This window comes from Desulfosporosinus sp. Sb-LF, from assembly GCF_004766055.1.
Lineage (GTDB): Bacteria > Bacillota > Desulfitobacteriia > Desulfitobacteriales > Desulfitobacteriaceae > Desulfosporosinus.
Genome location: NZ_SPQR01000004.1, coordinates 14,854 through 41,579 on the forward strand (window position 1 = coordinate 14,854; position 26,726 = coordinate 41,579).

The 26,726-nt window shown below is 38.8% G+C and carries 27 protein-coding genes, 5 pseudogenes and 2 riboswitches; of the genes and pseudogenes, 10 read left to right on the forward strand and 22 right to left on the reverse strand.

Annotation, left to right across the window (positions count from 1 at the left end; all coding sequences use genetic code 11):
- Nucleotides 1-30: 30 nt before the first annotated feature.
- The 5 genes and pseudogenes from E4K68_RS06540 to E4K68_RS06555 form a co-directional block, all read right to left on the reverse strand.
- Nucleotides 31-348 carry a metalloregulator ArsR/SmtB family transcription factor gene (locus E4K68_RS06540; protein WP_135378152.1) on the reverse strand — a complete coding sequence of 106 codons (318 nt, stop codon included), beginning with the start codon at nt 346-348 and terminating at the stop codon, nt 31-33.
- An 81-nt stretch (nt 349-429) separates the two neighbouring features.
- The gene (locus tag E4K68_RS06545) at nt 430-636 is read right to left on the reverse strand and encodes a hypothetical protein (protein ID WP_135378153.1); all 207 of its coding nucleotides are present in this window, start codon (nt 634-636) and stop codon (nt 430-432) included.
- Between the two features lie 180 nt (nt 637-816).
- Nucleotides 817-1,071 (reverse strand): transposase, encoded by a 255-nt coding sequence (locus tag E4K68_RS20985; RefSeq protein WP_243450282.1) that lies wholly within the window; start codon nt 1,069-1,071, stop codon nt 817-819.
- A 60-nt stretch (nt 1,072-1,131) separates the two neighbouring features.
- Nucleotides 1,132-1,455, reverse strand: coding sequence for a hypothetical protein (locus E4K68_RS20990; protein ID WP_243450283.1), 324 nt, complete (start codon nt 1,453-1,455; stop codon nt 1,132-1,134).
- A gap of 266 nt (nt 1,456-1,721) precedes the next feature.
- A pseudogene (locus tag E4K68_RS06555) lies at nt 1,722-2,881 on the reverse strand (iron-containing alcohol dehydrogenase).
- Here E4K68_RS06555 and E4K68_RS21380 point away from each other — a divergent pair.
- Entirely contained in the window at nt 2,857-2,988 is a 132-nt protein-coding gene (locus tag E4K68_RS21380; RefSeq protein ID WP_282432973.1) for a hypothetical protein, read from the forward strand. The pseudogene E4K68_RS06555 and the gene E4K68_RS21380 sit on opposite strands and share 25 nt — an antisense overlap.
- A 256-nt stretch (nt 2,989-3,244) precedes the next feature.
- On the opposite strand, the gene E4K68_RS06560 is transcribed toward E4K68_RS21380, so the two are convergent.
- Entirely contained in the window at nt 3,245-3,853 is a 609-nt protein-coding gene (locus E4K68_RS06560) for a TetR/AcrR family transcriptional regulator (protein ID WP_135378154.1), read from the reverse strand.
- Nucleotides 3,854-3,975: 122 nt separating this feature from the next.
- Here E4K68_RS06560 and E4K68_RS06565 point away from each other — a divergent pair, with 122 nt between their 5' ends.
- Both E4K68_RS06565 and E4K68_RS06570 read left to right on the forward strand, forming a co-directional pair.
- The gene (locus E4K68_RS06565) at nt 3,976-4,542 is read left to right on the forward strand and encodes a cysteine hydrolase (protein ID WP_135378155.1); all 567 of its coding nucleotides are present in this window, start codon (nt 3,976-3,978) and stop codon (nt 4,540-4,542) included.
- A gap of 220 nt (nt 4,543-4,762) precedes the next feature.
- Entirely contained in the window at nt 4,763-5,968 is a 1,206-nt protein-coding gene (locus tag E4K68_RS06570; protein WP_135378156.1) for a multidrug efflux MFS transporter, read from the forward strand.
- A 234-nt stretch (nt 5,969-6,202) separates the two neighbouring features.
- Here the strand turns inward: E4K68_RS06570 and E4K68_RS20595 are convergent, their stop codons facing one another.
- On the reverse strand, nt 6,203-6,808 hold the full coding sequence (locus tag E4K68_RS20595) for a hypothetical protein (RefSeq protein WP_199241708.1): 606 nt from the start codon (nt 6,806-6,808) through the stop codon (nt 6,203-6,205).
- Nucleotides 6,809-7,650: 842 nt separating this feature from the next.
- Here E4K68_RS20595 and E4K68_RS21630 point away from each other — a divergent pair.
- Both E4K68_RS21630 and E4K68_RS21635 read left to right on the forward strand, forming a co-directional pair.
- Nucleotides 7,651-8,181, forward strand: a pseudogene (locus tag E4K68_RS21630) (DUF2935 domain-containing protein).
- Nucleotides 8,182-8,236: 55 nt separating this feature from the next.
- The gene (locus E4K68_RS21635) at nt 8,237-8,461 is read left to right on the forward strand and encodes a DUF2935 domain-containing protein (RefSeq protein WP_348982845.1); all 225 of its coding nucleotides are present in this window, start codon (nt 8,237-8,239) and stop codon (nt 8,459-8,461) included.
- A 918-nt stretch (nt 8,462-9,379) separates the two neighbouring features.
- Here E4K68_RS21635 and E4K68_RS06590 read toward each other — a convergent pair.
- The 3 genes from E4K68_RS06590 to E4K68_RS06600 form a co-directional block, all read right to left on the reverse strand.
- Complete coding sequence (locus tag E4K68_RS06590; RefSeq protein WP_135378158.1) at nt 9,380-9,901, reverse strand: phage head closure protein; 522 nt, start codon at nt 9,899-9,901, stop codon at nt 9,380-9,382.
- 148 nt (nt 9,902-10,049) lie between these two features.
- Nucleotides 10,050-10,586: a hypothetical protein gene (locus E4K68_RS06595; RefSeq protein WP_135378159.1), complete on the reverse strand. Its 537-nt coding sequence runs from the start codon at nt 10,584-10,586 to the stop codon at nt 10,050-10,052.
- A gap of 663 nt (nt 10,587-11,249) precedes the next feature.
- Complete coding sequence (locus E4K68_RS06600; protein ID WP_135378160.1) at nt 11,250-11,753, reverse strand: Rrf2 family transcriptional regulator; 504 nt, start codon at nt 11,751-11,753, stop codon at nt 11,250-11,252.
- 215 nt (nt 11,754-11,968) lie between these two features.
- Between E4K68_RS06600 and E4K68_RS06605 the strand changes: the two genes are divergently transcribed.
- Complete coding sequence (locus E4K68_RS06605; RefSeq protein ID WP_135378161.1) at nt 11,969-12,343, forward strand: pyridoxamine 5'-phosphate oxidase family protein; 375 nt, start codon at nt 11,969-11,971, stop codon at nt 12,341-12,343.
- 265 nt (nt 12,344-12,608) lie between these two features.
- On the opposite strand, the gene E4K68_RS06610 is transcribed toward E4K68_RS06605, so the two are convergent.
- The 6 genes and pseudogenes from E4K68_RS06610 to E4K68_RS06640 form a co-directional block, all read right to left on the reverse strand.
- Nucleotides 12,609-12,917, reverse strand: coding sequence for an AzlD domain-containing protein (locus E4K68_RS06610; protein WP_348982846.1), 309 nt, complete (start codon nt 12,915-12,917; stop codon nt 12,609-12,611).
- 13 nt (nt 12,918-12,930) lie between these two features.
- Nucleotides 12,931-13,609, reverse strand: a pseudogene (locus E4K68_RS06615) (AzlC family ABC transporter permease).
- A gap of 12 nt (nt 13,610-13,621) precedes the next feature.
- Nucleotides 13,622-13,834, reverse strand: a complete 213-nt coding sequence (locus E4K68_RS06620) for an Lrp/AsnC ligand binding domain-containing protein (protein WP_282432971.1) — start codon at nt 13,832-13,834, stop codon at nt 13,622-13,624.
- Nucleotides 13,835-14,113: 279 nt separating this feature from the next.
- Nucleotides 14,114-16,381, reverse strand: coding sequence for a PAS domain-containing protein (locus E4K68_RS06625; RefSeq protein ID WP_158291375.1), 2,268 nt, complete (start codon nt 16,379-16,381; stop codon nt 14,114-14,116).
- Between the two features lie 952 nt (nt 16,382-17,333).
- Complete coding sequence (locus tag E4K68_RS06635; protein WP_135378165.1) at nt 17,334-17,567, reverse strand: LysR substrate-binding domain-containing protein; 234 nt, start codon at nt 17,565-17,567, stop codon at nt 17,334-17,336.
- Nucleotides 17,564-18,001, reverse strand: a complete 438-nt coding sequence (locus tag E4K68_RS06640; protein ID WP_135378166.1) for a LysR substrate-binding domain-containing protein — start codon at nt 17,999-18,001, stop codon at nt 17,564-17,566. Before E4K68_RS06640 ends, E4K68_RS06635 begins: the two co-directional genes overlap by 4 nt.
- A 34-nt stretch (nt 18,002-18,035) precedes the next feature.
- Between E4K68_RS06640 and selD the strand changes: the two are divergent.
- Nucleotides 18,036-18,953 (forward strand): annotated as a pseudogene (gene selD / locus E4K68_RS06645) (selenide, water dikinase SelD); the annotation flags it as partial.
- Nucleotides 18,954-19,004: 51 nt separating this feature from the next.
- Nucleotides 19,005-19,847 (forward strand): annotated as a pseudogene (locus E4K68_RS20995) (sulfite exporter TauE/SafE family protein).
- 909 nt (nt 19,848-20,756) lie between these two features.
- Here E4K68_RS20995 and E4K68_RS06665 read toward each other — a convergent pair.
- Nucleotides 20,757-21,869: a hypothetical protein gene (locus E4K68_RS06665; protein ID WP_158291376.1), complete on the reverse strand. Its 1,113-nt coding sequence runs from the start codon at nt 21,867-21,869 to the stop codon at nt 20,757-20,759.
- A 24-nt stretch (nt 21,870-21,893) separates the two neighbouring features.
- Nucleotides 21,894-21,977, reverse strand: a riboswitch (cyclic di-GMP riboswitch).
- Nucleotides 21,978-22,283: 306 nt separating this feature from the next.
- A riboswitch (cyclic di-GMP riboswitch) is annotated at nt 22,284-22,373 on the reverse strand.
- A 168-nt stretch (nt 22,374-22,541) separates the two neighbouring features.
- Here E4K68_RS06665 and E4K68_RS06670 point away from each other — a divergent pair.
- Nucleotides 22,542-22,994: a hypothetical protein gene (locus tag E4K68_RS06670; protein ID WP_135378172.1), complete on the forward strand. Its 453-nt coding sequence runs from the start codon at nt 22,542-22,544 to the stop codon at nt 22,992-22,994.
- Between the two features lie 220 nt (nt 22,995-23,214).
- Here E4K68_RS06670 and E4K68_RS06675 read toward each other — a convergent pair whose 3' ends face one another.
- The 3 genes from E4K68_RS06675 to E4K68_RS06685 all read right to left on the reverse strand — a co-directional run bounded on the left by E4K68_RS06675 (nt 23,215) and on the right by E4K68_RS06685 (nt 23,997).
- The gene (locus tag E4K68_RS06675; RefSeq protein ID WP_135378173.1) at nt 23,215-23,466 is read right to left on the reverse strand and encodes a hypothetical protein; all 252 of its coding nucleotides are present in this window, start codon (nt 23,464-23,466) and stop codon (nt 23,215-23,217) included.
- 61 nt (nt 23,467-23,527) lie between these two features.
- Nucleotides 23,528-23,725: a hypothetical protein gene (locus E4K68_RS06680; RefSeq protein ID WP_135378174.1), complete on the reverse strand. Its 198-nt coding sequence runs from the start codon at nt 23,723-23,725 to the stop codon at nt 23,528-23,530.
- 110 nt (nt 23,726-23,835) lie between these two features.
- The gene (locus E4K68_RS06685; RefSeq protein ID WP_243450285.1) at nt 23,836-23,997 is read right to left on the reverse strand and encodes a hypothetical protein; all 162 of its coding nucleotides are present in this window, start codon (nt 23,995-23,997) and stop codon (nt 23,836-23,838) included.
- Here E4K68_RS06685 and E4K68_RS21385 point away from each other — a divergent pair.
- Nucleotides 23,950-24,078 (forward strand): hypothetical protein, encoded by a 129-nt coding sequence (locus E4K68_RS21385; RefSeq protein ID WP_282432974.1) that lies wholly within the window; start codon nt 23,950-23,952, stop codon nt 24,076-24,078. The two genes, E4K68_RS06685 and E4K68_RS21385, sit on opposite strands and share 48 nt — an antisense overlap.
- 492 nt (nt 24,079-24,570) lie before the next feature.
- Here E4K68_RS21385 and E4K68_RS06690 read toward each other — a convergent pair whose 3' ends face one another.
- Together E4K68_RS06690 and E4K68_RS06695 are read right to left on the reverse strand one after the other, a co-directional pair.
- The gene (locus E4K68_RS06690) at nt 24,571-25,134 is read right to left on the reverse strand and encodes a flavin reductase family protein (protein ID WP_135378176.1); all 564 of its coding nucleotides are present in this window, start codon (nt 25,132-25,134) and stop codon (nt 24,571-24,573) included.
- 564 nt (nt 25,135-25,698) lie between these two features.
- Nucleotides 25,699-26,487 (reverse strand): TIM barrel protein, encoded by a 789-nt coding sequence (locus tag E4K68_RS06695; RefSeq protein ID WP_135378177.1) that lies wholly within the window; start codon nt 26,485-26,487, stop codon nt 25,699-25,701.
- Between the last annotated feature and the right edge of the window lie 239 nt (nt 26,488-26,726).

The following is a 26,726-nucleotide window of genomic DNA, read 5'->3' on the forward strand; positions in this document are numbered from 1 at the left end:
CTCCCTCTGATTTATAAGTTGAACATAATTTCAACATCCTTCTATAGGGTCTCTCACAGCGTAATTATCAGCTATCTTAGTAATTTCAGCGAGTAAGTTCTTTGCTGCTTCACAGACCTCTTTACTTAATGAATAGTACATCCATTTTCCATGACGGCGACTGTCAACAAGTCCTGAATCACATAATATCTTCATGTGGTGCGATAAGGTTGATTGCGCAATTTTCAGATCTGCTAAGATTTCGCAGGCACACCTCTCTCTGCTTTGTAACATTTCAATGATCTTAAGCCGGTTGGGATCGCTGAGTGCTTGAAATACTTTCGCGTTAGTTTCATATTTGCTTTCCATCAGGCCACCTCGAATCTATATTCATCGATATGTAATATTATATGTTTCATATCGATGAATGTCAATGTGACTGAGGGTAAATCAACATTCAGTAAGAATCTCGTGCAACTCCACTCTTTCCTCCCCTCTCCCACTCTTTAACTCAAAAATAAAATGCGCTGGTGTGAGAATTTCTATCTTCTCAACCAACGCATCAAAATAGTATGGATCTTCAGAGAAATCGGACTTAATTCTATTAGCATCAATAAGTGAAGTTCCCCAATCAAGAGGAATAATTGAGGTAGCCATGTCTTATCCCACCCGATGACAGCAATTTAGCCTCTGCTTGAGTTTTGCCACCTCATCTCCTATATTTCAATTACCTTTACGAATTCTCCTCTCAATCCTCTAACTTTAGTCGAAATTGGATATATCTCCCCCTACCCCATGATTTAAGATTCTTATTCAATTGCTCAATTTCTATGAGCACTAAAAAACCAATTCAGCTTTATACTTCAGCAAATATAGTCCTTTTAATAAAAGCCTAACCATTTCTCTTTGAGTTGTAAAATGCTTTCTCAGTCGCCTAGCTAAGAATAATTGCAAGATGTTCGATGCAATAAATATCAAATAGAGCACTGCTTCTACTGCCTTCTCTCCATGAACAAAGCAATGCTCTAGACCACATTCTCGTTTCAAGTTATTAAAAATTGAGTTTTCTATATCCCAACGTGCTCTTATCATTTTGAATAATGTCTTCAGCGCCATCTCCATACATGTCGTTACAATCATTATCTGTGTTCGTTACTTGTTAGTATGTTTAATGGCAAATTTAACAAAACGCAATGACGGCTCCACGTTGTCCATAGTAAAAGTTGACTCGTAAACTTCAACTTTCTCAAATCCTTTTTCATCTTCCCAAACTTCAACTACCTTCGTCTTATTGACCGTTTTTCTTGCTAACCGCAAACTATTATTGTTTTTTGCCCCGACAATTGCATCAATACCTAAAGCCTTGAAGTGGTTAAACCAGATGGAATTACAAGCCAGGGCATCATAAACTACAACATCCATCAAGTTTCTATGACTCTTCACAACACTTGAAATCAGCCTTTTCGCTACGTTCAACTCACCTCATCCTTTGAAGCAGAACCTTGTCCGGGCTTGTAAGTCTCAAAGCCAATTACCAGTTTTGGGTTAATCCACACTGTTGACATGATAATTGTTCCTCTTTCCATATTTTCCAGACACTTCACTTTATGTGTTGTTTTCGGCCAGGAAATGGTTTGGAGAACATCTTGACCGTTTCCAGATCAGTATGCACGAGCATGACAGCCTCCTTTATAGTTTTATAGCCAACTACATTAGACCATAATTCCTTTTATTGCTTCGATTTAAAGACACATCTTAAAGATATTTTCAACATCCTGCTGATTCAGTGTCTTGAAGCCCGGCATAATTCCGTTTCTACAGGCTTTCTTTGCCATAATTTCAAATTTGGAATCATCAATGCCAATTTCCGTCAATGTACTCTTTAAGCCGAGGGTATCAAAGAAGAAATCGGACAGCATTTCAATTGCCTTTTTGCCAACTTCCAGTGCAGGAAGATCCTTGTCAATGCCAAACACATTTACACCAAACTGATAAAATTTTGTGCTGTGGTCTCGTCAAGAATATACTCCATCCATTTAGGAGTCAAAATAGCAAGTCCCAATCCATGCGTGATATCATAGAAAGCGGAAAGTTCGTGTTCCATCATATGGCAGCTTGGAGCCTGCTGTTTTCCAGCACCAATAAAACCATTCAGTGCCCATGAGGAAGCCCACATCAGGTTAGCCCTTGCCTCAAAATTGTCAGGCTCTTTTATTGCAACAGGAGCATATTTGATGACGGTCTTAATCAACCCTTCCATGAAGTAATCAACCATATATAGGGTGTCCTGTTTACTGAAATAAGCTGTATCAAATATATGGGATAGAATGTCAACTCCACCACAGGCAGTCTGAAAAGCACTAACGGAATAAGTGTTGGCTGGGTCTAAGAAGGATACCTTTGGAAGCATCAGAGGATGAATAAGTCCCAACTTATCATTGGTTTCAATGTTGGAAATTACACCGCCACAGTCCATTTCAGAACCGGTTGCCGCAATGGTAAGCACGGTCAGTATAGGCAGTGCAGTAACATGTGCTTTATGGGTTACAAGATCCCAGCAGTCACCATCATAAAAAGCTGCAGCTCCAATAACCTTTGTTGCATCAATCGTAGAACCACCACCGACAGCCAATAAAACATCTATCTTTTTCTCTTTACAGATAGCAGCCCCTTGGTTGACAGAAGTATGACGTGGATTTGGTTCGATTCCGCCAAATTCATGTACTTCAAGTCCGGCTTTGTTCAGTTCAGCCATGATCTTATCGTACAAACCGATCTTTTTGATTGCGCCTCCTCCGTAAGTCACGAGAACCCTATAACCATACTGTTTTAGTTCACTCCCCAGGTTTTCAAGCTGATTCTCTCCAAAATAAACTTTTGTTGGTAGAGAATTCTGGTGCAGCTGATGAGGTGCTGACTGCTGAGGAACTGGCTGGTCTGAATGAAGCATTGTCCCATATTGAAATTGTAGGTAACACCTTTGGACGTCCACCAAAGGAAGAAGAATAAAGAAAAGGAGAGAAAACTTGTCACTACAAAAGTGCTATATTTTTTATAGTCATTTTATCGTAACCAGGGTTCGTTGTCTGGGCACAATGTCCTAAAGTGTCTCGCTAGAAAACATATAGTGACTGAGAAATATCGTTTTATAAAACTTTTTATTTTGTCGATCAGAAATAACTATACCTTCGGTACCATAAAAACCAGCCTCTTTTAAACAAAGAGATAAATGGCAACAGGCGTCATTTGCAACCAACCGATAGTTTCATTTATGCAAAATAAATAATGCGCAGAGTTGTTCCAAAATCATCTCTGGTGAATAATCACGTACATCTCTTTGAAACAAGTATGAATCACTCCTTAAAGCCGTTAGCAAAATATCCGCTCTAAAGACACTGTTGAAATGGGTCTGCTCAGTCGCATTCATCTCGTCAAACAATTCAACCAACAGTTGGTGCAATTCGTCATATAGAGGGCTCCGCATTCGATATCTAAGTGGATTGGTTGACGAAGACTCCTCAACTCCTGTAAGTAATTGTGCTTTTTTTTCTCTGAAACGGATAAATAGGTTGAGAATTCCTTTTAATCGTTGACTTGGCGGATAACAGCAATTCCCCTTTAAGTAGGTTTCAATATCATCAAAAAATAAAACAATGTTGTCTTTAATTAAATCCATACATAATTCACCTTTATTTCTATAACGGCGATAAAGTGTTCCTGGGCCTACCTGGGCTTCATTGGCAATTTGATTCATACTAACTTGTTCAACACCATATTGCTCAAATAGCTTTAAAGCTGCATTCAATATTCTTTGGCGATTCTCAGCAGCATCACGACGTTCAGAACGAATTTGGATTGTGTCTGAACCATTCACTATTTCATCACTTCCTAAAATTTAATTACAAAACCTTTCTTGACAAGTGGATTACTCTCCGCTTATATTATATGGAGAATACTCCACTTATATTAGCATTATGAAAAGGAGTTGTACAGCACATGCATAATCATTACAATAAGACGGCCCTGTTGGTCATGGATATGCAAAATGGTATTGTATCGCGTTTTGCAGAAGATGGGAAACTGATTCCGTTCCAAAAAGCCGTCGAAGCCGCACGCCGACATTCTATTCCAGTTATTTTTGTGCGAGTCGCATTTAGCGAAGGTTATCCCGAAATCAATCCTCAAAACAAATCGTTCTCAGCAATTTCTAAATCCAGAGGAATGACGGTCTCCGACATAGCAACACAGATTCACGAATCCGTTCATCCCGAACCAAACGAACCAGTAGTTACAAAGTTTCGAGTCAGTGCTTTCGCTGGCAGTAGCCTCGAAGTCATTCTCCGATCTCACCATATCAATACGTTAATTTTAAGTGGAATTGCTACAAGTGGCGTTGTTTTATCAACATTGCGAGAAGCGGCGGATAAAGATTATGCACTCAAGGTGCTTTCGGATGCATGTCTCGATGCCGATCCTGAAGTTCACCGCGTTCTTACCGAGAAGGTGTTTCCTCGTCAGGCAGATGTGCTTACTGTCGACGCTTGGATCGACACCTTGGATTAAAAATCAGGTACCCATGCTCTACTAGATAATCGAACAAAATGCAAGCGCCTCTAAGGATTTTGTCCCAAAGAGGCGCTTGCCATGTGAGTAGAACATGATGAATCTACTTTAGAAAATCTTCCAGCAGAAAAGCGTTGGGTATATCTCAATTAAATTTAGAAAATTATAGTACAGACTGCTGTACCCCGAAAGCTAAAAAACAAAAGAGAGGTCTATATTCATGACGATTTGGAAAAGAAATTTATTCGTTTGCTGGTTTGGAATGTTTGTAACAGGTATAGGAATGAGTCAGATTACCCCTGTATTGCCGCTTTATATACAGCATCTTGGAGTTCATAATACATCTTCAATTGCACAACTTTCAGGAATTGCTTTTGGAGTTACCTATATAATTTCTGCTGTTTTCTCACCTATTTGGGGTCATTTTGCTGACAAATTTGGGCGAAAGCCAATGATTTTGCGGGCAAGCCTTGGTATGGCGCTAGTTATAGGTTGCATGGGTTTTGCGGTGAATGTATATGTACTGATCGGGTTAAGATTATTGCAGGGTGCTATCACAGGTTTTAGCACAGCTTGTACTACACTGATTGCAACTCAGACGGATAAGGAACACGCAGGATACGCTTTAGGGACACTTTCAACAGGAAGTATTGCAGGTTCTTTACTAGGTCCAATTATTGGCGGTTTTATCGAAGAGAACCTTGGTTTTCAACCTGTATTTTTCATAACGGGTGCAATGCTGATGATTGCATTTATTCTGACCGCTTTATTTGTAAAGGAATCTTTTACCCCTCAAGATAAAAAGACGGTTAGTATCAAGGAGCAGTGGAAGAGTATTCCTGAAAAGAGTTTGACTATTATCTTGCTTGTGACCTTTTTTGTATTAACTTTTGGGCTGTATTCTATAGAACCCATTGTAACAGTGTATGTCGCCCAATTAACTAAAGATACCAGTCATGTCGCTCTGGTGGCCGGATTGGTATTCTCAGCCTCAGGGCTGGCAAATATAATTGCCGCTCCGAGACTGGGAAAACTTTCTGATAAAATAGGAGCGCATAAAGTCATATTAGTCGCACTTGTCGTTGCCGGAATCATTTATATACCGCAAGCATTTGTAAAAAATCCATGGCAATTGATGGGACTTCGTTTTTTATTAGGATTAACGATAGCAGGGCTAAATCCTTCTATTAATACTCTTGTTAAGAAAATTACACCAGATTCTCTTGTAGGCGGTGTTTTTGGTTTTACCATGTCGGCAGGATATTTGGGCGTATTTGGAGGTGCTGTTTTAGGCGGACAAGTGGCAGCCTACTTGGGTATTAGATATGTCTTTTTTGTTACCAGTGCATTGTTGTTGATCAATGCTGTTTGGGTGTATTTTAAAGTATATAGAAAGCTTTGCTTAAAAGAAGAATTCACTATTTAGTTGGCATACATTTTTACTTCACTATCTCCTCCACCCTCATCCTTTTTAACTCAAAAACAAAATGCGCTGGTGTGACGGACTTTGCCCTTTGAGAAAAAGTCCCCACCGTCACCGGTGAGAGCGAAGTAAAAAAAGAGGTAAAAGATAGAGCACAACAAATAGAGTATCCCTCGAACTAGAGTTTTATGATAGAGATAAACAATGCCCAAATGTTGTGGCCTTGGAGAATCCAAATTACATGTAATTTGGATTCTCTTTATTGTAATCTACATCTGAATAGATAGGTTGAACTGCATTTATATTTCTACCTTGAACACTGATTTTGCTTTGGGAATCCGAAAACAATGATGGTTCCGAAAACGCAGCTAAAGCTTGAGCAGTAGTAATTCCATATATGATGTTATTAAATAACTCAGCGAAGTGCGTTTTTGTCATGTGAGGTTTAGTGGAATACACTCCGAATCTTTGACCAATACCATAGATTATTTCCCAAGTAACGCCACCAAAGAATGCTCCCTTTAATGTTGGGTGATCATTTCCTGTTTTTTGAAATAATAGTTTTAATGGGTAGGCTAATGTAGCCCCCGTTATTAAATGCGTTATTTGGCCTAACCAGAAGTTCTTTGATTGGTTTGTCCTAAACGGACGCACATAAATAGAACCAGCGATATGTCCATAAAGGGCTTCGGTTTTCTTTGCTCTCCAAAATAATAAGTTTGAAGCATCCATCGCTAAGGTTCCTAATAAACCTGATAATAAACTAACTGCCAGGGAATCTTTGATTTTTAGAGCCCTTTGTATTGTTTTTAAAAATCCAAATAGATTGTTTAATTGCGCCATTGGTTTATCCTCCTTTATGCTTTTCTCCTAGACATAGAATTCCTCTTTAAATGAAAAAAATTCACAGGACAAAATTAATATAAAGGCCCTAAAGAGCACAAGAAACTCCACCATTTGCGGTGAGGTCGGGACTAAAAAGAAGATTGAATATAATGCCATAAATCTATTATGCCTAAAATTGGTTAGAAATAAAAAGCATTTGGGAGCTAAATGATTGTGGATTTTAATGCTGTGAAAGAACAATCAGATAATCTATTTGAAAAGCTTCATGAAACTCACATTGAGTTTTATTATCTTTGGCGTAACCATATTCTATTCACATGGCGATGGTAGTTATCCGTGCTATTAATTATTCTTCCCTGGACTATTTGGTTTTTTGTTCCCATATTATTTGTCATATACCTTATTGCAAATTGTTTTTCATTGGGGAAGGACTTTGCTAATCTAAAATAATTGATAGTCCAATAGATAATAATCATAAATAAACTGAATGTGGAATTAAGTATTATCGAAAATTTGAATTTCTGCTTCCACTATAGATATGGTGTAACACAATCCGTAAGAATTTTTCCATTGACAACGCTTATCCTCTCCTTTTGGATACGATAACCTAAATTACGTACAGCAGCATAAATTCTATTTCTTTCTATATTTAAGCTAAATTTGTCAATCAGCCATGATTTGGCTCTTTTTATTTTCCCCCTCAAGGTTTGTCACCCTTGTCCTAGGATTGAATAATATGTACTAAGGCTTGGATAGGGGGTAGAATAATGGATCGTAGGATATCGGTAATGGATTTTGTACGTTTGTCCCTTGAGTCAAACCTATTCTTTTTACGCATTATGAAGGAACATTCGTTTTTCCTTGAAGCAGGGTTTTTGCCAAAGGATTCAAACTTAGCCCGTCAAGCTGACCTATTTAAGGAACAATTCGATGCGCTTTTACGGGAGGCTGTAAGTTTAGCTAATAGAAATGTCAGTAGAGTGGTCCTTTCTTCCGGGGAAGTGGTATCTGACAAGACCCTCAGAGCAGAGCAAAAAACGATCGAACTTTCAGGCATAGCAATCGATACCGAATTAACTTCAGAGGAACTAAGGCTTGAGCCTTGTGTTCCAAGCCCGAGACTAGAGACCGCCGTAGCAAACTTGAATCAACGAGCTATCGCCTTGACCCAAGAGCTAATTTAGTTTAAAACTAGAATTCTTAATGAAATTCTAAATTGCACTTTATTTACGTCTAACTTTCCCTTGTTAATTGACCACATCAGACGGAAGCAATATTCTTTGTTGAACAGTTGCAACGTCTACAAAGAAGGGAACAGGTTGATCTTACCCGGGAAATTATTGCGGAAAAGGTCTTTTGGGATAGAATAATGAAAGAATATGCTCAATTTATCGCTCACTTACTAGATCAACCGAAGTCGCTTTAATAGATACTGCTGATGAGTTTGCAGATTTATTTACTTTACTTCAAGCTAAAGTTCAGAGAATAGAGAAAAATATTTTTGCTCAGCTTTTACTTGGAGGTTTAATCAGAGAAGAAACTAGAGCAACCAGGGAAATAAGGGATTTCAAAGCAACTGCTACCGAGGGGCTTTTAGCTTGTCAGATAAGATCAATAATAATCCCGCTGTTAGGAGACCACGTGCTTTAGGGAGGCTAATCATTTTTTAAGAATCCTAACAAATCCACGTAGCTTACGCTAATATTATCTGGCGGGATGAAATTTATAATCCACCTTTATAGTCTCAATGGACAAGGCCCTTTTGTACCCTCATTTCTTTCCTTATTCATTCTATCACGACCCCATCCGTATCCCGCTCCTTAATTCAAAAACAAAATGCGTTGGCGTGAGAATTTCTATCTTCTCAACCACGCATTAAATATTTCTTCATCGAACTCTTCCAATAGTGAATCCCAGCTGTTTATTGTCTCTATGATTTCATCAAACCTTTGTTTCAAACCGTCCTTTGATTCGATTACCTTATCATACACCAATCTTTTCTTCCGTACCTCCCCCAGTTCTTCAGTTATGCTTTTGTACTCCTCATTATAAACCTCAGAATCGACGTTATTGCCTACCTGAAACCGGATAAGGTTCTCACCTCAATTATTCCAGCTCTGAGGCCATTTCCGTGAGCATTACGGTTTGGATCTGGCCGCGGTTCTTGTCGACCGAGTCCCTCAGAAACTGATTCCCTGGGACATACCGACCATTTCTTGTGGTGAATCCATAGTCGGCAAAGTGAGCGTACCAGCCCTCTGGCCCTGAGCCTATGCTACACTGACTTGCCCGTTTTTTGCTTTTCTTTTTTTAGTTTAAGGCCTTGAGAGTCCCTGGTTCGTGGGCGTACCTGCCGTTTGTCCACTCTGTTCCTTCAGGGCAATTTGCTTTGGCGTAGGCCAAGGCGATTTTTGCGCCCTTTCTTGTGGATGAGGTCAATACCTTTGCTGGGGCCTCTCCCACTTCTTCAAAGTGCCTTTTGACATCTTTAATTCAATGATCGAGTTGGATATTAAGCAATCACCTCAGTACACATTAAGTGTATTTCCCGGTGGCTTTCATTAATATCTACCACCGAGATAATGTTAAAGTAACGAGCCTTGTCGAATTTAACTCGCATTTTTGGTTTGTTTGGGCCCTATACCTGATCTTGATCCGGTGGGTGATTTCGGCGTTGACTTGCTGGGCTGCATAATACTCTCGACCACTCAGGGGCTCGATCGAGGCCCAAATGCCCGATAAAAAAGCCACAGGTGATATCCTGACTGAAACTCCGCGCGCACTTGCAGCATAATCTTGAGTTTCAGTCAGTGTTGTCACAACCCCGGCGGAGTGCTTATAAGTGACCAAATTAACGGTTTGAAGATTGCCCTTAGGTAATTCAATCACTCGACTTGGCCAATTATCAAAGCTCAGTTGCCACACCTGCATGATATAGGCGCGGTTCTGAACCCCTTCACAATATTCACGGGAAGCAATAATTAAGAGATAGTCATCTTCGGAGGTATCTATCACATCGTCCAGTCTGAGATAATTCTTTACTTCCCGAATCTCCAAGGGTTCAAGAGTTGTCTTTAAGACTAAATTCATGGCACCCTTCCTGTTGTCGATAACGACATCGTTAAATCATAAGGGGCTGTAACAAAACTGTTTCAGTTTGTTACAGCCCCCCTTTATTTGATCCATTTGTCAAACCTCTACAAATGGTTTCCCTAAAAACCGTTGCTAGAAACGCATCTTATTGGAACGAAGGCGAAGGCTGTTGGTTTGTCCAACCTGACTTTAGCTGGTTTTGTTGATTCATACTTTGCTGCACTTGTTGACCCTGACTTTGCTGCATTTGTTCTTGTTGACTCATATTTTGAAGTTGTTGTTGAGCCTGTTCGATAAAGTTATTCATTTGATTAAGAACCTGGGTGGATTGAATATATTGATCTGCTTGACTCAAAGCTTGTATGCCTTGCTGGATAGATTGCTGTAATTGATTAAAAGCTTGCTGTTGCTGTTGTTGCGATTGGGTCTTAAATTGAGTCATGTGTTGTACTAATTGGTTTAATTGTTGTTGCCCTTGAGCTTGAACTTGAGTTTGTTGGATTTGATTCTGTGAAGACTGTTGAATATTTTTTAAGCCGGAGAAGGCTTGCTCCATCTGCTGTAATTGATTTTTCAGCTGTGTTAATTCAGTAGCTACCTCCATATCAATCCCCATATCTTTCGATGCAATTGTTTTAATTTCTTTAATTTCAGCTTCCATTTTGTCTTTAGCGTTGCTCATTTAAAAACCTCCCTTAAAATCTTTTCCTTAGTCAGTATGCCCTCAATTTAAAAATAAATGTTTAAATATTAATAGTAATTATAGAATATCCAAACTAAGTTTCGTCACAGCCCTGAATACTACTAAACTAAGCCTGTATCTGGTACTTCACTTTCAAACCGACCATCGGTTAATACTGCAACAACCTCGCCAGCTATTGCTCCCACTACTACCTCCGTAGATTTAGTCGGACAAAGCCATATCCAGTAATGACAGGTTTTACTACAAAATGATTCTGTTGATCAAATCTAGACGGTTTCACCCATATTTTTGACCGCATTGGCTACAAGTAGATTCATACCCACCACCCAATTAGTTATTACTATCGGTAGCATTGATGCCGCCCTTGTCGATTAGGAGGTATTGCGAAAGGTCAACTAGGGAAATATCTCCAAGGGATCTTATGGTGTTCGCTTGCTCGACTTTAATCACAGGACGACCGAACAGGGTACTAAGAATAATGCGACGTAGCGAATTACGTTTTAATTTCTACAAAAAAGCCACACCAATATAGTACTGTTCTCTTCTCAGTAATTTGAATGTTCGTCTCGACAATTCAAACACACGCATATTAAACAATCGTTTTGGAGAAATCTGATGTGGCGATTTTATGCTTCTTAAATTTTATCGCGATTTAGTATTATTGAACCATTCAATCGTTGCTTTTCCATGCTCTTCAGGAATCTTGTTACTAACTTGTTCATGAAGCCATCCTAAAGTCTTATTGTTCAAATACTGTCTCATCTGGTCTTCTGCTTCTACCATTACAACTTTTATCAAGCAAGGACATTTTGTATATGTATCAGGTAGATTATGTTTATCTAACAATATCTCATTTTGTCTAATCTCTGCACATTGAAATAATGGAGTCATCCCTTCTACTGCTTCAACTATATTCCAAAAGGTTATGCTTTCTGGAATACGTGCCAACTCATATCCCCCATTAACACCTGGAATTGACTTCACAATCCCGGCTTTCCTCAATTTTGTATATACTTTTGATAAATAAGTTTCTGAAACTCCCTGAAATTTCGCTAAATCTTTAATTCCAACAGCCTTTCCTGATGGAATATCTACCATATATAATAAACAATGTAATGCATACTCTACTCCTATGGAAAATTGCAATACAATCCACCTCCTAAATAATAAAGTCCCCACATAACACTTAATTATTTTTTGTCAATATAACATGATCTAATAGTAGATAATAACTATCTTTAATATATATTGACTTTTTTATAAAGTCAATATATATTAAAGTAGACAATACATATCGACGATATATCTTGTATCTTGTTGAGATTTGTATTGTTAATTAATTATTAGGGGGAAATATACAAATGCTTACAGAAAAGTTTTTTGATGTACTAAAAAAGGAAGGTGTAGTTTCAATAGTGTCATGGGGGATAGATGAACCGCATGTGGTTAACACTTGGAACTCATATTTAGAGGTAACATCTGATGAAAGAATTTTAATTCCTGCTTATGCAATGCGTAGAACAGAAAAAAACGTAAATCAAAATAATAAAATAAAGATCGCTTTGGGTAGTAAAGAAGTTTTGGGCTATAAAGATTACCAGGGAACAGGCTTCATGATTGAAGGTACTGCAAAATACCTTGAGTCAGGTTCAGAATTCGATATGATGAAAGAAAAGTTCTCTTTTTTAACTAGAGTGTTAGAGATAACAGTTACATCAGCAAAGCAAATGCTTTAATTGTTATTGTTTTCTGATGTTTATTTTCTTGAATAATTTTTAACCCAACTGACAAAGAAACCTTTGCGATATTTTACTATATTTCAAAGGTTTCTTTAAACACATATTTAGAAAATAAAACTAAGACCTCATTCACTACTGATGCGTCGCATTATAAGAATAATGGGAGTTTAAGGAAACAGGCGTGAATGTCTATAACAGGGAGTTTAGATTATTGTCATGGATGGTTACTTGGATAAGAATACTGGCCTTATCGGCTAATTATCTAGTGAATAATTGACATATAAATCACTGTTCCAGCACCAATGCTTAGTAGCGCATTGTTTTTCCAATAATGTAGCACCATGATGCAGAGAATGGATGCTACCTCTGGAAACACAAGGGATGGGTTCATCAAATTGATACCCTTAAGGCAATATACAACCAACAAACCGATTGCGTCATTGGGTAAAACCTTTCCGAGGTAAGTGATATAGGGATGATTTCCACTGTTATTCAGAAATAGAATAAACGGCAAAAAACTTGTTATAACCGTGCCAAGCGTTACCATGGTAATAATAATGAAGGTTTCAATATAGGTTAAATCATTATAATCCCTCCACTGCCAGTTTCCTTTGAAAGATGGTCAACACTGCCAATATCGCAATCATGGAAGGAATAATGAAATAACTTGGCCCAAAAACAACCAAACAGATAACAGAACATACAACACCGATAACAGCAGGTTTGTGGTTATTCGAAGTTTTCCATTGTCCTAGAAATATAACAACAAAAAGTGCAGTTAACACAAAATCAAGACCTTTGTATCAAAGGAAAACCGCCAAGAGCTGAACCGAGCACCCAATAAGCATGGTTAGGTAGTGTAATGAAAAACATAAACCAGTTACGATTTATTCCCTATGGTGGCTCTGTGGAGCAGATAATGGAGAATGTTTCATCGCACAAACCAAAGATAAGATATGGTTTGAATTTACCAGTGCCTCTGTACTTATCCAACATAGAAATGCCATAAAACAAATGCCGTGCACTGACCATTAACTTTAATAGCAAGGCGTACACGGGATTATAAATCGAAGTGAGTAAAGTAATTGCTACATATTGTGCAGACCCAGCAAACGACATAAAGCTCATTAACACTGTCCAGCCAAAGCCATAACCCTTGATGTTCATTAAGATGTCATAGGCGATACCTAAGAACGTAAATCCAGTAAATACAGGGATGGTATGGGGGAAAGCAGCTTTTAATGCTTTGGTTTTTCTTTCAATTTCAGCACCTCATTACACTTCATCAATGGGCACATAGACCGTTCTTTTTTCAGTTCCCATAACCATACTTGTTTCAACCTTGCTAACAGTGGGATTCTGCATTAATGAATCAATAATAAAATCCCTATAGCTCGACATATCCTTTGCAACAATCTTAAGCAGATAGTCGTGGCTTCCTGTAAGTGTGTAACATTCTTGAACCTGTGGTAACCGCTGTAAACCCAGCGATGGCGTTCGAACTTACACTCTGTCACTATAAAAGACAATCACTCTCACAAACCCGCTCATATCAAGGCTTTCTGCTTAACACCTATATAGAGCATTATTACGTACTCCACAAGACGACCGGCTGGTGGGCGCACCCATGGAGGTCTGAACAGTCTTGTAATCTGCATCGTCGTATGGCAGATACCAGCTACCTTGTGCTCTTGTAACTGTGGTCCGTGAACAACGAGAGATTTAGACACGGTTCGTTCCTGTAATCAAATCTTTCTTCAAAGTTAATTACTTTCTAAATCGAACAAAAAATGTTGTCCCTGTTGTACCAGTTTCAATTTCAATTTTCGCATTATGTCTTGCTACAATGCTGTAACAAACCGCTAATCCTAGACCTGTTCCATTTTCCTTTGTTGTAAAAAATGGGGTGCCGATTTTCCCAAGCACTTCTGGTGTTATTCCTTTACCATCATCCTCTACCGACAATACAATTTCATCTTCCTCCATAAACGTTCTTATTTTCATAGTTCCACCAGGGGACATTGCTTGCGAGCCGTTTAGAACAAAGTTGAGAATTAATTGTCGGATTTCCTTTTCGTCTAGAGGGATTTCCGAGACTTCTTCTAGTTCCATTTGTATGTATTTGTCGGTAACCAATCCATCCGCTTGGATTAACGGGAATATGTGTTCAACTATTTCTTTTAGGCTTTGCACTTTTAATTCTACAACCCTATCTTTCGCTAAGGAAAGGAACTCTGTAATAATTGAATTTGCCCTGTCTAGCTCATCAATCATTAGAGCAAACTGGCTATTATATTTAGAAAACTCTTGCTTACTACCAAGCAGTTGCAGATACCCTCGAATGGTAGTCATCGGGTTCCTGACTTCATGGCCGATGCCTGCTGCCACCGCACCCACAAGGCTCAATTTATCTAGGCGAGCCATTTCTTTATCCATTCTATTTTTCATTACTTCTTCTTTAGACTCGATTAGTTCTTTTTCTTTTGCCTTTTTTTCTGTAATATCAATCCAATAAACCGAAATACCTTCACTTGTAGGATAGACATTGTACTCATAATATCTATCGGTTAATATACCTGATAATTCAAATTGGATACTCTCGCGCTCAGACATTACATAACGAAAGTTGTTTTCAATTTGTGAACCTTTTAGATGTAAGAACTTATCCCAGATATTTATGTTTAAAAGTTCATGAGGCTCATAACCCATATTATTAGCTGCTCGGTTGTTGATAAATATAAAACGCCATTCTTTACTAAGATAAAAGAACCCGTCATTAATACTCTCTATAATTTCAGTATTAAGGCGTTGAGATTTATCTAACTCCTCTTCCATCCAATTGCGTCCCGTAATATCATGGTTGGTTTCAATCACAATTTTGTGCCCTAGTTCATTCAAAATGACCTGATGTCTCGTCTCGACAAGTAATTTTTTTCCATCTTTTCTAGTGTGTTCTATTTCACCGTTCCAAAAGCTATCTCTTTTCAAGATCGATTTAATATTATCAATATTACTTGGATATAAGGTTTTAAACAGGTCCTGACTGATGTGTCCGATAACCTCTTCACAGCTATACCCATACATCAGCTCTGCTCCTTTATTCCAATATATAATACCTCCATTTAAGTCCCATGCAAAAATCGCTTCAGTAGAAAGGTCTAACATGTTCTTCTGCCTATTCAATAATTCCTTTTGCTGTTGGATTAGTTCTTGTTTCTGTTGAATTATAATCTCATTTTGTTGTTCTATTATTTGATTTTTCAAAACCCTTTCCGTTGCCTCTGTAGTAGTTAACAACATGTATTTTATCTTTCCACTTTCAAATATAGGTGTTCTAATGGTATCCCAATAAGTTATGCCTCTTGCAAATTTATTTAATCTTATTTCTCTATGATAGCTGGTCTTTCCTGTTTCAAGGGCAGTATTAGTAACAACTTCAGATTCGGTTCCTACATATCCGGTTATGATCTTACTAATAGGTAAACCTAAACTAGTTTCTTCATTGAATGGAGAATCATGAAAATCAAGATAGTTTTGATTTACTCTAAGCATTATTGAATCTGGTACACTGTAAATAGCTGCACCCACTATATTATCAAGTAATGTTTGTTTCACGAAGCTGAGCTTGTCGTCAAGTCGGGAATTTGGTTTTTCAACAAAAGTATATATTTGCTCATTTGTATCTTTATCATAAAAAAGTGATATGTTTACTTCTCGCGGTTCAAGGAACTTTGTAAATATATACCCAGCATAATAATTGTGGATATTCTCAAGAAGAATTTGTGAATTAATTCTTAACATCTCTCCTATTTCCACGAGTGATTTTCCTATCAGATTATCCATAGGTTCATCCATTGAACGCCCAGTAAGCTCGAGAAAACCATTTCCTATTTCGGTTACGATATTATGAGATGAAACTATATAAGAATCTTCAGTATTTAAAATATCTACTTTAGATTTCACTTTATATTCCCCCAAAATGAACTTTAGATTCATTATATCAAAAGGCATACGAGTAACCCAATCCTTTGACATGGCATTAGAGATACAACTTAAGAAGCCCTTGTAAAACATTTGAAAATGTAAACTCTCTTCTCCGATTATCGTAACTAGTCATTTGTATCTAATCATATGTTTGAATAGAAATTGTCGAATTATACCGAGGCTAATTTTCCACACATACATCGCTCGCAATGATACAAATCAATTTCCTTCCGTAAGAGTACTTTCGGATCGGCCAGACTTTTCCAATCTAACATTTCTACATTTTCCTCTCATATCCCTCCATGATAGCAAAAATAACCTAAGAAAAAACAAAAAATGCCAGTTCGTTTATTGAACGATCAGGCTCAATATATTCCCCTGTACACTATGACACCATAAAAACAACATCTTACTCTATAATCCGCTCATACCAAGGCTTTCACTCAACCCCGATATAGAACTATTAAGCACTCCACGTGCGTTGACGTTACTTCAATGTAATAGAAAAGTCACCTAAACAATAGTTATAGGCGACTTTTAGGGCTGAGTTTCGTTACAGTCCCGCCTGTTCTCAGAAATCTTGGAAGACCTCTTCGAATTCAGCGGACGAGAAACGCATTAAAATTCGTTCTCCCACAACGGTTACGGGTCCGCCAGGTGCACTGGCCACTTTTAACCTTTCTTTTAAGTTTTTGGGAATTAGAACATTTTTCTCAGTAAATGAAATTCCTTTACCCGAAAGGAATTGCTTGGCGCGAAAACAGTTTGGTCAAAGGGGTACAGTATACATAATCACTTCTGGCTTCATGAGTGTCACTCCTTAATCATCCGTTCTGTCTTCAGGGTACCACATCTTACTTTTTCCGTCATATAGCTATCTATCTGAAGAACCCTGACCCTTGCCCTTAACAATTGATTAATCAACCGGTATATATTCGTCTTTGGAAAAGTGGAAACAAAGGGACGGTTCTGCTAGACCACTTTTTGCTGCTGAATAATTAGATTAGAACGATTTCGATTTGAGAAAGATCGAGAAACTTCTGGTGGCTGGAGAAAATATCTTGTTCTTATGATAAATAATATTAAACATTCTATAGAAGCCTAATCCTTCTATTGGAATACAGACAATTCCCGAATTACTGATAACCGTAAATCCAGAAACTATGGAGACTCCTAAACCGGCACTTACTGCTTGTTTTACCGCTTCGGTATTGTTTAATTCTAAAGAAATGCTCACTTTAACCCATGGTTGGCAAGGATATTCTCGATAATTGACCTAGTGCTTGAACCGCGCTCACTAAATATAAATTGTTCATTTTCTAAGTCACTTACGTGAACGCTGGCTTTATTAACCCATGGATGCTTATCTGGGACGACTAAGAACAATTCATCTTTCAGCCACGGTTCTACACGGAGCTCTGGTGGACAAATTATTTCTTCTCCGATGATGCCGATATCGAGACTATTTGCATTAACCATCTCTACTATTCTCTGACTGTTGGCTATCTCTAATTTAGGAACAATTCCTGGATAAATAGATTTGTAAATGCCCAAAGTCTTAGGTAATAAATAGACACCTGGAGTTGTGCTTGCACCTATTAATAATCTGCCCTTGTGGCATCCATTTAGTTCTTCAATGGCATGTATATCCTCGTCAATTAAAAAGGAAATCTTTTGGGAATAAAGAAAAAGCGTCGTTCCGGCCTCAGCCGACGACGCTGCAGTCTATAAAGTGAATGATTCTCTAGCTATTGTGCAATCAGTGGATTACTTTACTCCTGTCGTAGATGATCCATATACATTTGGTTTAATCACAGCAGCGAATTCTTTAAGTGACATTTATGCGATGGGTGCTCAGCCGCTTTTCGCGCTAAATATTGTTGGCTTCCCTTCTAAAAAACTTCCCATGGACGTGCTTGCGGAGATTTTAAAGGGTGGAGCAGCGAAGGCCGCTGAAGCTGGGATTAGCGTTATAGGTGGTCACACTATCGACGATCCTGAACCTAAATATGGAATGGTCGTTACGGCAGTCATTAATCCATCTCAGGTAGTTACGAATGCTGGAGCCAAAGCTGGAGATATGCTCGTTTTAACCAAACCTTTGGGGCTGGGGATCATAACCACAGCTATGAAAAAAGGCCTTGTTAGTCAGGAGGTTATGTCTGAAGCGATTGGGGTTATGAGTACCCTTAATAAGCGTGCGGCTGAAGCTATGGTGAAGGTCGGCGTTAACGCTTGTACTGACATTACAGGTTTCGGCTTTCTTGGACATTTACATGAAATGGCGAAAGCCAGTCGTCTGGGGGCGAAGATTTTCCTGTCTGATGTGCCAGTGATTCATGAGGCCTGGAATCTGATTAAGAATAATTCCGGAGTCGTACCTGGCGGCACACGCAAGAACTTAGATTTCCTTAAAGAAGACCTAATTATAACCCAAGACATCACTGAAAACGATTTACTCGTTTTGGCAGACGCCCAAACCTCTGGCGGTCTATTGATCTCAGTAAATGAAGAAAAGTTGTCAAACCTTCTCCAGAGCCTGAAAAAGGCTGGAGTTCAAACAATCGCTGTCGTGGGTAAAATGGTACAGGATGATGCATTTAAGTTGGAAATATCTAAGTAATCGAGGTCATAATATGACGACTTTATTGCTATTCGTTCTTTTTGCCCTGGGATTAATTGGAGGTTTTTTTCCAGGCTTCTAGGGATTGGTGGAGGAATCATCATGGTCCCCTTATTACTTTATGTGCCTTCATTAATCGGCCTTGAAGCCATTTCTATGAAAACGGCTGCCGCTATTACAATAGTTCAAAGTATGGCCGGGTCTTTTTCGTGGCTAGTTGTTCATAAAAAAAACAAGTTTGTTCACCCAAAACTCATTATTTATATGGGTAGTGGTGTTGTTTTTGGTGCGCTGATGAGCTCTTATTTCTCCAAGCAGATTAACGGTGAGGTAATGCTGGGAATCTTTGCAGGTATGGCACTAATAGCTACCGTGTTAATGTTTATACCTATTAAAAAAGATGATGATTTACCGGTTGAAAACGTGTAGTTTAACAAATATATCGCTTTTTTCGTTGCTTTGTTGGTAGGCATATAAGGAGGAATTGTTGGCCAAGGCGGTGCGTTTATTTTAATTCCGCTGATGCTCTATGTTCTTAAAATACCTACAAGGATTGCACTTGGCACTTCAGTGGCAATAACGTTTCTTTCCGCATTGGCAGGATTCATTGGAAAGTGGGGAACGGGACAAATCCCCTTCGTAATGGCTACAGTCCTGGTTGCCGGTGCATTGATGGGGGCGCAACTGGGGGGACGTTTAAGTAGCCGGTTAAAAACGGCAAGTCTTCGAATAATTTTAAGTCTACTTATTGCTTTTACGGCTTTAAAGATGTGGTTTGAATTAAGCCCCATTGTAGGCTACCTTTTCACGATAGGGTTAGCACTTTTGATGCTAGTATTCCTTAATGCAAAAAGGAAACAAAAAGAGATAAATAAACTAACAACCAAAACTTGAGTGGACAATGGAACTCGTCTCATCCAGATAATCCATCCACTTTTCGAGAGTGACCTATGTCGGTTTCACAAAGGTTCTACCCACTGTACTCAATGTGGCCTATGTGTTGGTGCATGCCCTTCCTTTTCTTTAGAGTTACCGCAAAACACGAAAAAACCTCGGGAGATTACTCAAGAAATAACTATTAAAAGCCAAACCTACATAAAGAGCTGGCAGTGTTTGTGCCAGCTCTTTATGTAGGTTTGGCTAGACTTTTAATAAGCCATTCTAGCTGAAGTGGGATTAACTAGGTAGTGCGGTCCATCCTTACATTTTCTTACGCCATAGCCATTTAATAATATATTTGCTCAGTGATTATATAAAATATTCATATAAAAGTAGTGCACACTCATTATCATCTCTTGCTGAAAATACCATGACAAAAATCATTTCTTTAAAATTTTAAGCATAATTAAATTATTACTGCAGATATAGCCCTTTTAATAAGGGCCTTACTATTCCCCGTTGAGTTGTAAAATGGTGGTGCTGCCACATCGAAATATTCAGCGTCATCACCTTTCAGTGACTTTGCCCTTGACATTTTTATTTTTATTTATATTTTACTATATGCTAACTTACATTTTTAGTAAACACAAATGGTTAATAAATGAGACGATAATCCTGTAAACTGTGTCCAATGGCCTATGTCCTTAATACAACCAATAAAATTTAAATGGTTATTGTTTTTTGATTGCTATTCCCTAGTTTGCTTTATTCCCTATTATTAAAATTTTGATTTTATTACAATATGCATAAAAGAATCCCTGGAATGCTTAATATATCTGCTTCCAGGGATTTTAAATGATTTTTTTAAAATTGTCGGTTCTTGAGGGGGGCAAAACTCGAGGGAATCACCCCAGATGAGAATATTTATTTGGTTACTAGTACTTTATAAGGAGTACCAGCTATAGTTACATCGACGGTTTTACTTCCAGTATTCCAATTTGGAAGACTAAAATGGATTTGCATTGTATCGCCGGTGTTAACTGGATCTCCGATATTGTAAAGAGCATAAACTTCTCCAGTTGCATCGTAACCGTTAAGTTCTGGTGTTCTTCCATTGCTGTACGTAGGAATCCAACCGCCTTTAATTATGACAGAAGCTCCATTAATTTCCTTAATAACGATAGGGGTTGGGTCTAAAATAGGTTTAGGTGCAACCGCATAACTTACGGTTTTTGAAGCGGTATTTCCTGCGTTATCTGTTGCAATAACTGTAAATGTCTTATCTCCAGGAGTGCTGATATCAATTTGCGAACCCGTTGGAAGTGTTCCTGAAGAGGTGTCAATACCTGATAAAGCGTCCGTTGCAGTCCAAGTAACTGTAGGTTGCGCATCCCCAACAGTATATGCTGTAGCAATTCCGCTTATATCAATAGTCGGGGCTGTCTCATCAACTTTAACTGTAAGAGCATCGCTATAGCCGATATTACCTGCATTATCGGTAGCTGAGCCTTTAATATCGGAGTTGATGCCTTCACTCTTTGTGACAGCATCGTCAGTCTTCGCTATACCTGATAAAGCATCGGTACCATTAAACCTTACGGTAACATCTTTGTTATACCATCCATTAGCATTAAGTTGACTAGCACTAATAGGAGTCGCTGTTACAACAGGAGCTGTCAAATCAACCCCTAATTGTTGTGTAGCAACAGCTGAAACTACTCCTTCTTGCTTCGCCTGAAGAGAAAACATATGGTCGCCTTCAGTTAGAAGGTATGACGTAGATGTTATTTTAGGGTCATAATCTGACCATACACCTTTATCTAACTTCCAAGAGGATAGAATGGCAGCAGGGCTACCGGAAGTAGTGGCTGTTTTCCACGAAACAGGTATGGTTTGGCAGTTGGTCCAGCGTTGAGCCGTAATGCTTACACTTGGCGCGGTCTTTTCCGCAGGTTTTGCTGCCATAACTGATTGAACCATTCCAGTCAATAATAATGTGGTTGATAGGGTTGCTACTAACGTTTTCTTTAATTTCATTCTTTGCACCTCTTAAATTTATTTGTTTAAGAGGGTCGGTTACACTAATAGCTCCATGTGGTCTAAGTGTCCACGTACAGACCACACTTCTCAGCTCCCCTAATTTACCGAAACCAGTCGGCGTGGAACTACGATTCTTTCGTGTGTCTAAGAGATATTCAGCTTCAAGACTGACTCTCCCTCCGACTAAGATTGGTAACCCAAGTGATTATTTGCACTTGAGGGCAAGGGTCCTTTCCCTTACCTTTTTGATTGACCATGATTGCCACAGAGTGAATCAAAAGGATTCAATTCCTACACCTTCTAAGAGTTCATCTCTCGCCTACTTTTTATCTGGGGTAATCAGCATTAGACGTCTTATCAGCCCCCTTTGTGTTTGATAATGACAAAAAAGCCGGGCTATCTAGTTATAAACTAGGTAACCCGGCTGCCATTCCCCCTTAGCAAGAGATTAGGCCCGTAGCTTTGCGTCCCCATCTTTCGATGAGTTTGCTAATCATTCTCAGTGTGTGCATTTGTATTTTACTTCAAATAGTCAAAAAAATCCATATAAACCTCTCCTTGTATTGCGACAAATTTTGCGCTTCTCTAATTCTAAAACCAAAGTTCTAAGAATAACATATGTTCGATATAAACATTTTATAAAGGAGTTAGATAAATTTTGAAAACCCCATGAAACATAAAATTGCTCGTATATTCATTGCACTCTTAATAGCTTTAGCGAATGCTCTAGTAATTCTATTCCTGCAACAAGTCCCACAAAAGCAGAGGAATCAAAACAGGTCCAAACTACCACAGTTTCGTTCCTGCCGTAAGTCAAGCTCCCACACCAACTTCAGTAGTTACGCCTACCACCGTTACTCAAACGCCATACCAGATCCTAAGCCTGCCGTTACCGCTGCCCCTACAGTCACGCCCCATGTTGTGAATTCGTCTCCCCCCAAACAAACTCTTCAAACTTTGACGGTATACATAACTAAAACTGGCAAAAAGTATTATCGAGATGGATGTCAGTACTTATCAAAGAGTAAAATCTCATTAGTCTATCGGATGCAGAAAGTTAAGGATACGGGCCATGTAGTATCTGTAATCCTCCGAAGTAAAGAGACTGGAATTGGTCGATAGCTCTTGGCCAAAATGATAATGGCTAATTTATTTTGTTAGCCTATCCAGAAAAACAAACCAGTTTTCCAAGACAGCCACCCCGGCGGGTTATCGCAAATTACTATAATACCAGTGAATTTAATGGGTTGAATGTTGCCAGAGGCTTAAGCGCTGGTGGTTACGCAGCAAATAAGCCTTTAATGAAGGAAGGTGGTGCATTCCATTTATGTAGCCAAAGTGATCATTGAAAGCATAATGGATATTTGTCCTTCAAGGTTCTAGTAATATCAAAAGCTATTTGCCTAACACTTGCAAGTACAACTCCTTTTACAGGCTTATACTCGTGGAAAACATTCAATGAATTATTTCTTGAGAGATTGACATATGCTTCATCTAAGGTAGGGTCTACATGAGCACCACCATCTTGATCGGCTAGAGATAATATCAGTGTTCTTCTATTAAACTTTATATTTCCATCAGATAAAACATTCATTCCTCCCACCATTCTGAGAAAAGAATCCAAGGATTCATTTTCCTTAATTCCTCACCATTATCTAATGGGGCAACATATTCTGTTCTTCCACACAACCGATGAAGGTTAATCCGACTTCATATTTTTTACCCATGAAACTAATGCAGCCGAATTTGTCCACTTGGTGTGACTCACAATGGAGGAAAGCATTCTTTAGTACCTCCAGGTCCGCAAAACGAAGAGCCTGATTGCCACTGCGAAAGGCTGTTTCCGAATTCATTTTGTTTTCGAAGGCTGAGTGGAGCTTGTTTTGGTAGCATTCGGTAAGTCATACTTAAAAAAGTTCGTTGAGATGGTTTAGCGTTTTTGGTTTTTCCAGCGAGGCTTTACTTATGAAAGCATCAACCACTCGGTTAAAACGCTCAATCTTTCCAGTGGCCCGGGGGAATACGGTTTAGCATAAAGAAGCCGAATACCTAATTCTGAGCAGGTTCGCGCCATCCAGTGGGTACGATATTGTTTGCCATTGTCGAAGTATACCGATTCCGGCAAACCGAACTTCTGGATGGCAACCCGGAAACAATCTTCGACGATGACCTGATCGAGCGTTGGACTCATTATTCTTTATCATGAAATTTAGTTCATTAAGGCTTTTAAGAAAACCAAAAAGCACAGTCAGAATTACTTGCCCTGTGCTATGCGTTGGGTTTACTCTTTCGTCGGAGAGTTTATTCAAACCACGTTCTATGTGGTAAACATTCTTCATATACCTGACCAATTCTATAAGTAGTTATTTCTCATAGTTATTTCTCATAGGAATTTTCTTTTCACGCTTAAATCGCCAAGCAAAGTTGTGCTTACGATAACTATATTCCGGTTTGATGGCGAAACATGTCGATAAAGTGAATTAGGGACAAAAAACACCCCCACACTTCATGAGTATAGGGGAGAACCCTGTTTACAAATATAATTGACAGTTTGCCACAGTAATGATTTCAGATTCACCCCACCCAAAACATCCCTTAACTTGCCGCAGTTCTTCTTTGCCAAGATAGTACTTCTAATACGGGTTGGAGGCGAGGTGTTCATTAGGCCCGTAGCCTACATATGGGCATCATAAATTCCTTACCCTATTTCATTGCCAATAGAAAATGCCTTGGCAATTTGTTTCCCAATAACATAGTAATTTCTACTGTCGGGGGCAAATATTAAAGGTTGTATTTGTTCTATAATCGGCTGATCTTCTTGTATGGTATCATCAATTTTAACATCCATAACCTCTCCGATAAACTGGGTGTGTAGGCCAATTTCAATAACCTGTATAATTTTACACTCTAAATTAACTGGAAATTCTCTAATATATGGGGCATCAACAGTATCACTTTTTACCGGTGTAAGACCAGTCTTAGCAAATTTATCTTCCATTTTTCCAGATACTATTCCAAAATAGTCGGCTTCTCTAACATAGTTTTCTGAAGGAATATTTATTGTGAAAGCCTTTTTGTCCATAAGGTTACCATACGTATAAGTGGCTTTGCGTAATGAAATCGCTACACAAGGCGGAGATGAGCAGCAAATACCTCCCCATGCAGCAGTCATGGCATTTGGATTGCCTTCATTATCATAGGTACATATAACCAAAACCGGTGTAGGGTAAACCAAAGTTTTGGCGCCCAAACTTTTCTTCATATTTTCACCTCTTAAATTATTGACCTAGTCTTCCTCCAGGTTTTCTTCGTTAATCGCAACAAAAATAACTAATTTTATTAGGCAATCGTTTAAACTTTATCCACATTATCCCCAAAATACACACTGATTGATATGTTATGTTCGTTCATAGCAATACAGTTCGGAGAACGGCCACCCCGGCTTAGGCTACGCCATGGACTGGATGTCTTTTTATCTAAATGTAGAGAAACTAGTAACAAAAATATACAAAAACGAACTATGTAGTAGAAATACTGGTAACCAAAATATATGCAAATGAACATGTTACGGCAGACAACAAGTCGGACGCAGGAATTTCACCACCAGCCGCCTATAGAACAGTGAATAGACCTTTCGATATAAGCGTCGTTGTCCCCCTAATTCATACGTACCCGAGATTTTCCTCGGCTTTTACCGTGACATTCAACACCGCAGCCTTTCGGACTGAAACAGCTTACGGCTGTTTATGGTTTTCCCATGATTCCTAAGCCAATAAATCCTATTTTACTCAAGATTATCACACCGTTTCGTTAAGGTCCTAAAAAGTTACTCAAAATCTTTAATCCATTCTAAAGAAGCAACTGTGCTTGGATCTGGAACATATTCCATGGCAACGGCATTAGAGTACCCAACCTCTTTTAAAGCTGCGAAAAAGGACTTGTAGTCGATCGACCCTGAGCCTGGTTGATGTCGACCCGGGTTATCTGCGATTTGAATGTGAGCAATCTTAGGCAAAGCTTCGTGGAGAACGTTTAGGATATCCTCGCCTTCACGAGCTGCATGGTAAACATCATATTGCAGATAAACATTTTCGTGATTGACTTCAGCGATTAGCTTAAGTACATCATCGGTCGTATTGAGAAAGAAACTAGGGTTATCTAGGTGATTTAGTGGTTCAAGAAGAAGCCGGATTCCCTCAGGTTGAAGTTGCTCAGCAGCATAGCGAATATTTTGAATTAAAGTCGACCATTGTTCCTCCCGTGGAATCTCAGGTAAAACCTTACCTACGAGAGAATTGACTTGCTTCACCTTAAACTTGCGAGCGGCCTCAATTGCTTGAGCTACTCCTGCACGAAACTCGTCCTTACGACGGGGGTCAACAGCAATTCCACGTTCTCCGTTGTCCCAATCCCCAGCCGGCAAATTGAAGAGTATGAATTCTAAGTCGTAAGTCTTGAGCTGAAACTCAATTTCGTCAAGGTTATAGTCATAAGGAAACATAAATTCGACACGTTTAAGCCCTGCTTTTTTTACCTCAGCAAAACGTTCCATGAACGGTTTTTCTAGAAAAAGAAAGGACAAATTCGCAACCAGTTTTTCTTTTTCGATTAGCATACCCATTTTCCCCCAATCAAAAATTACGCAAGTTCGAGAATACCCGTTATCGTTCTATCCGCAGCACTTTAGCCTTTGTATGATTAGCCACTTATCGTTAAATTCAATTACTTAGTGAATTATCCTCCCATTTGCCTGATTTTCCGTAAAAAAGCGTGCACCTCCTCTACTCCAATCTCCTTATTAAGTTGTCTGGTCTCTATGCGCTACTAAAAACCAATTCGGCTATATACTTTAGC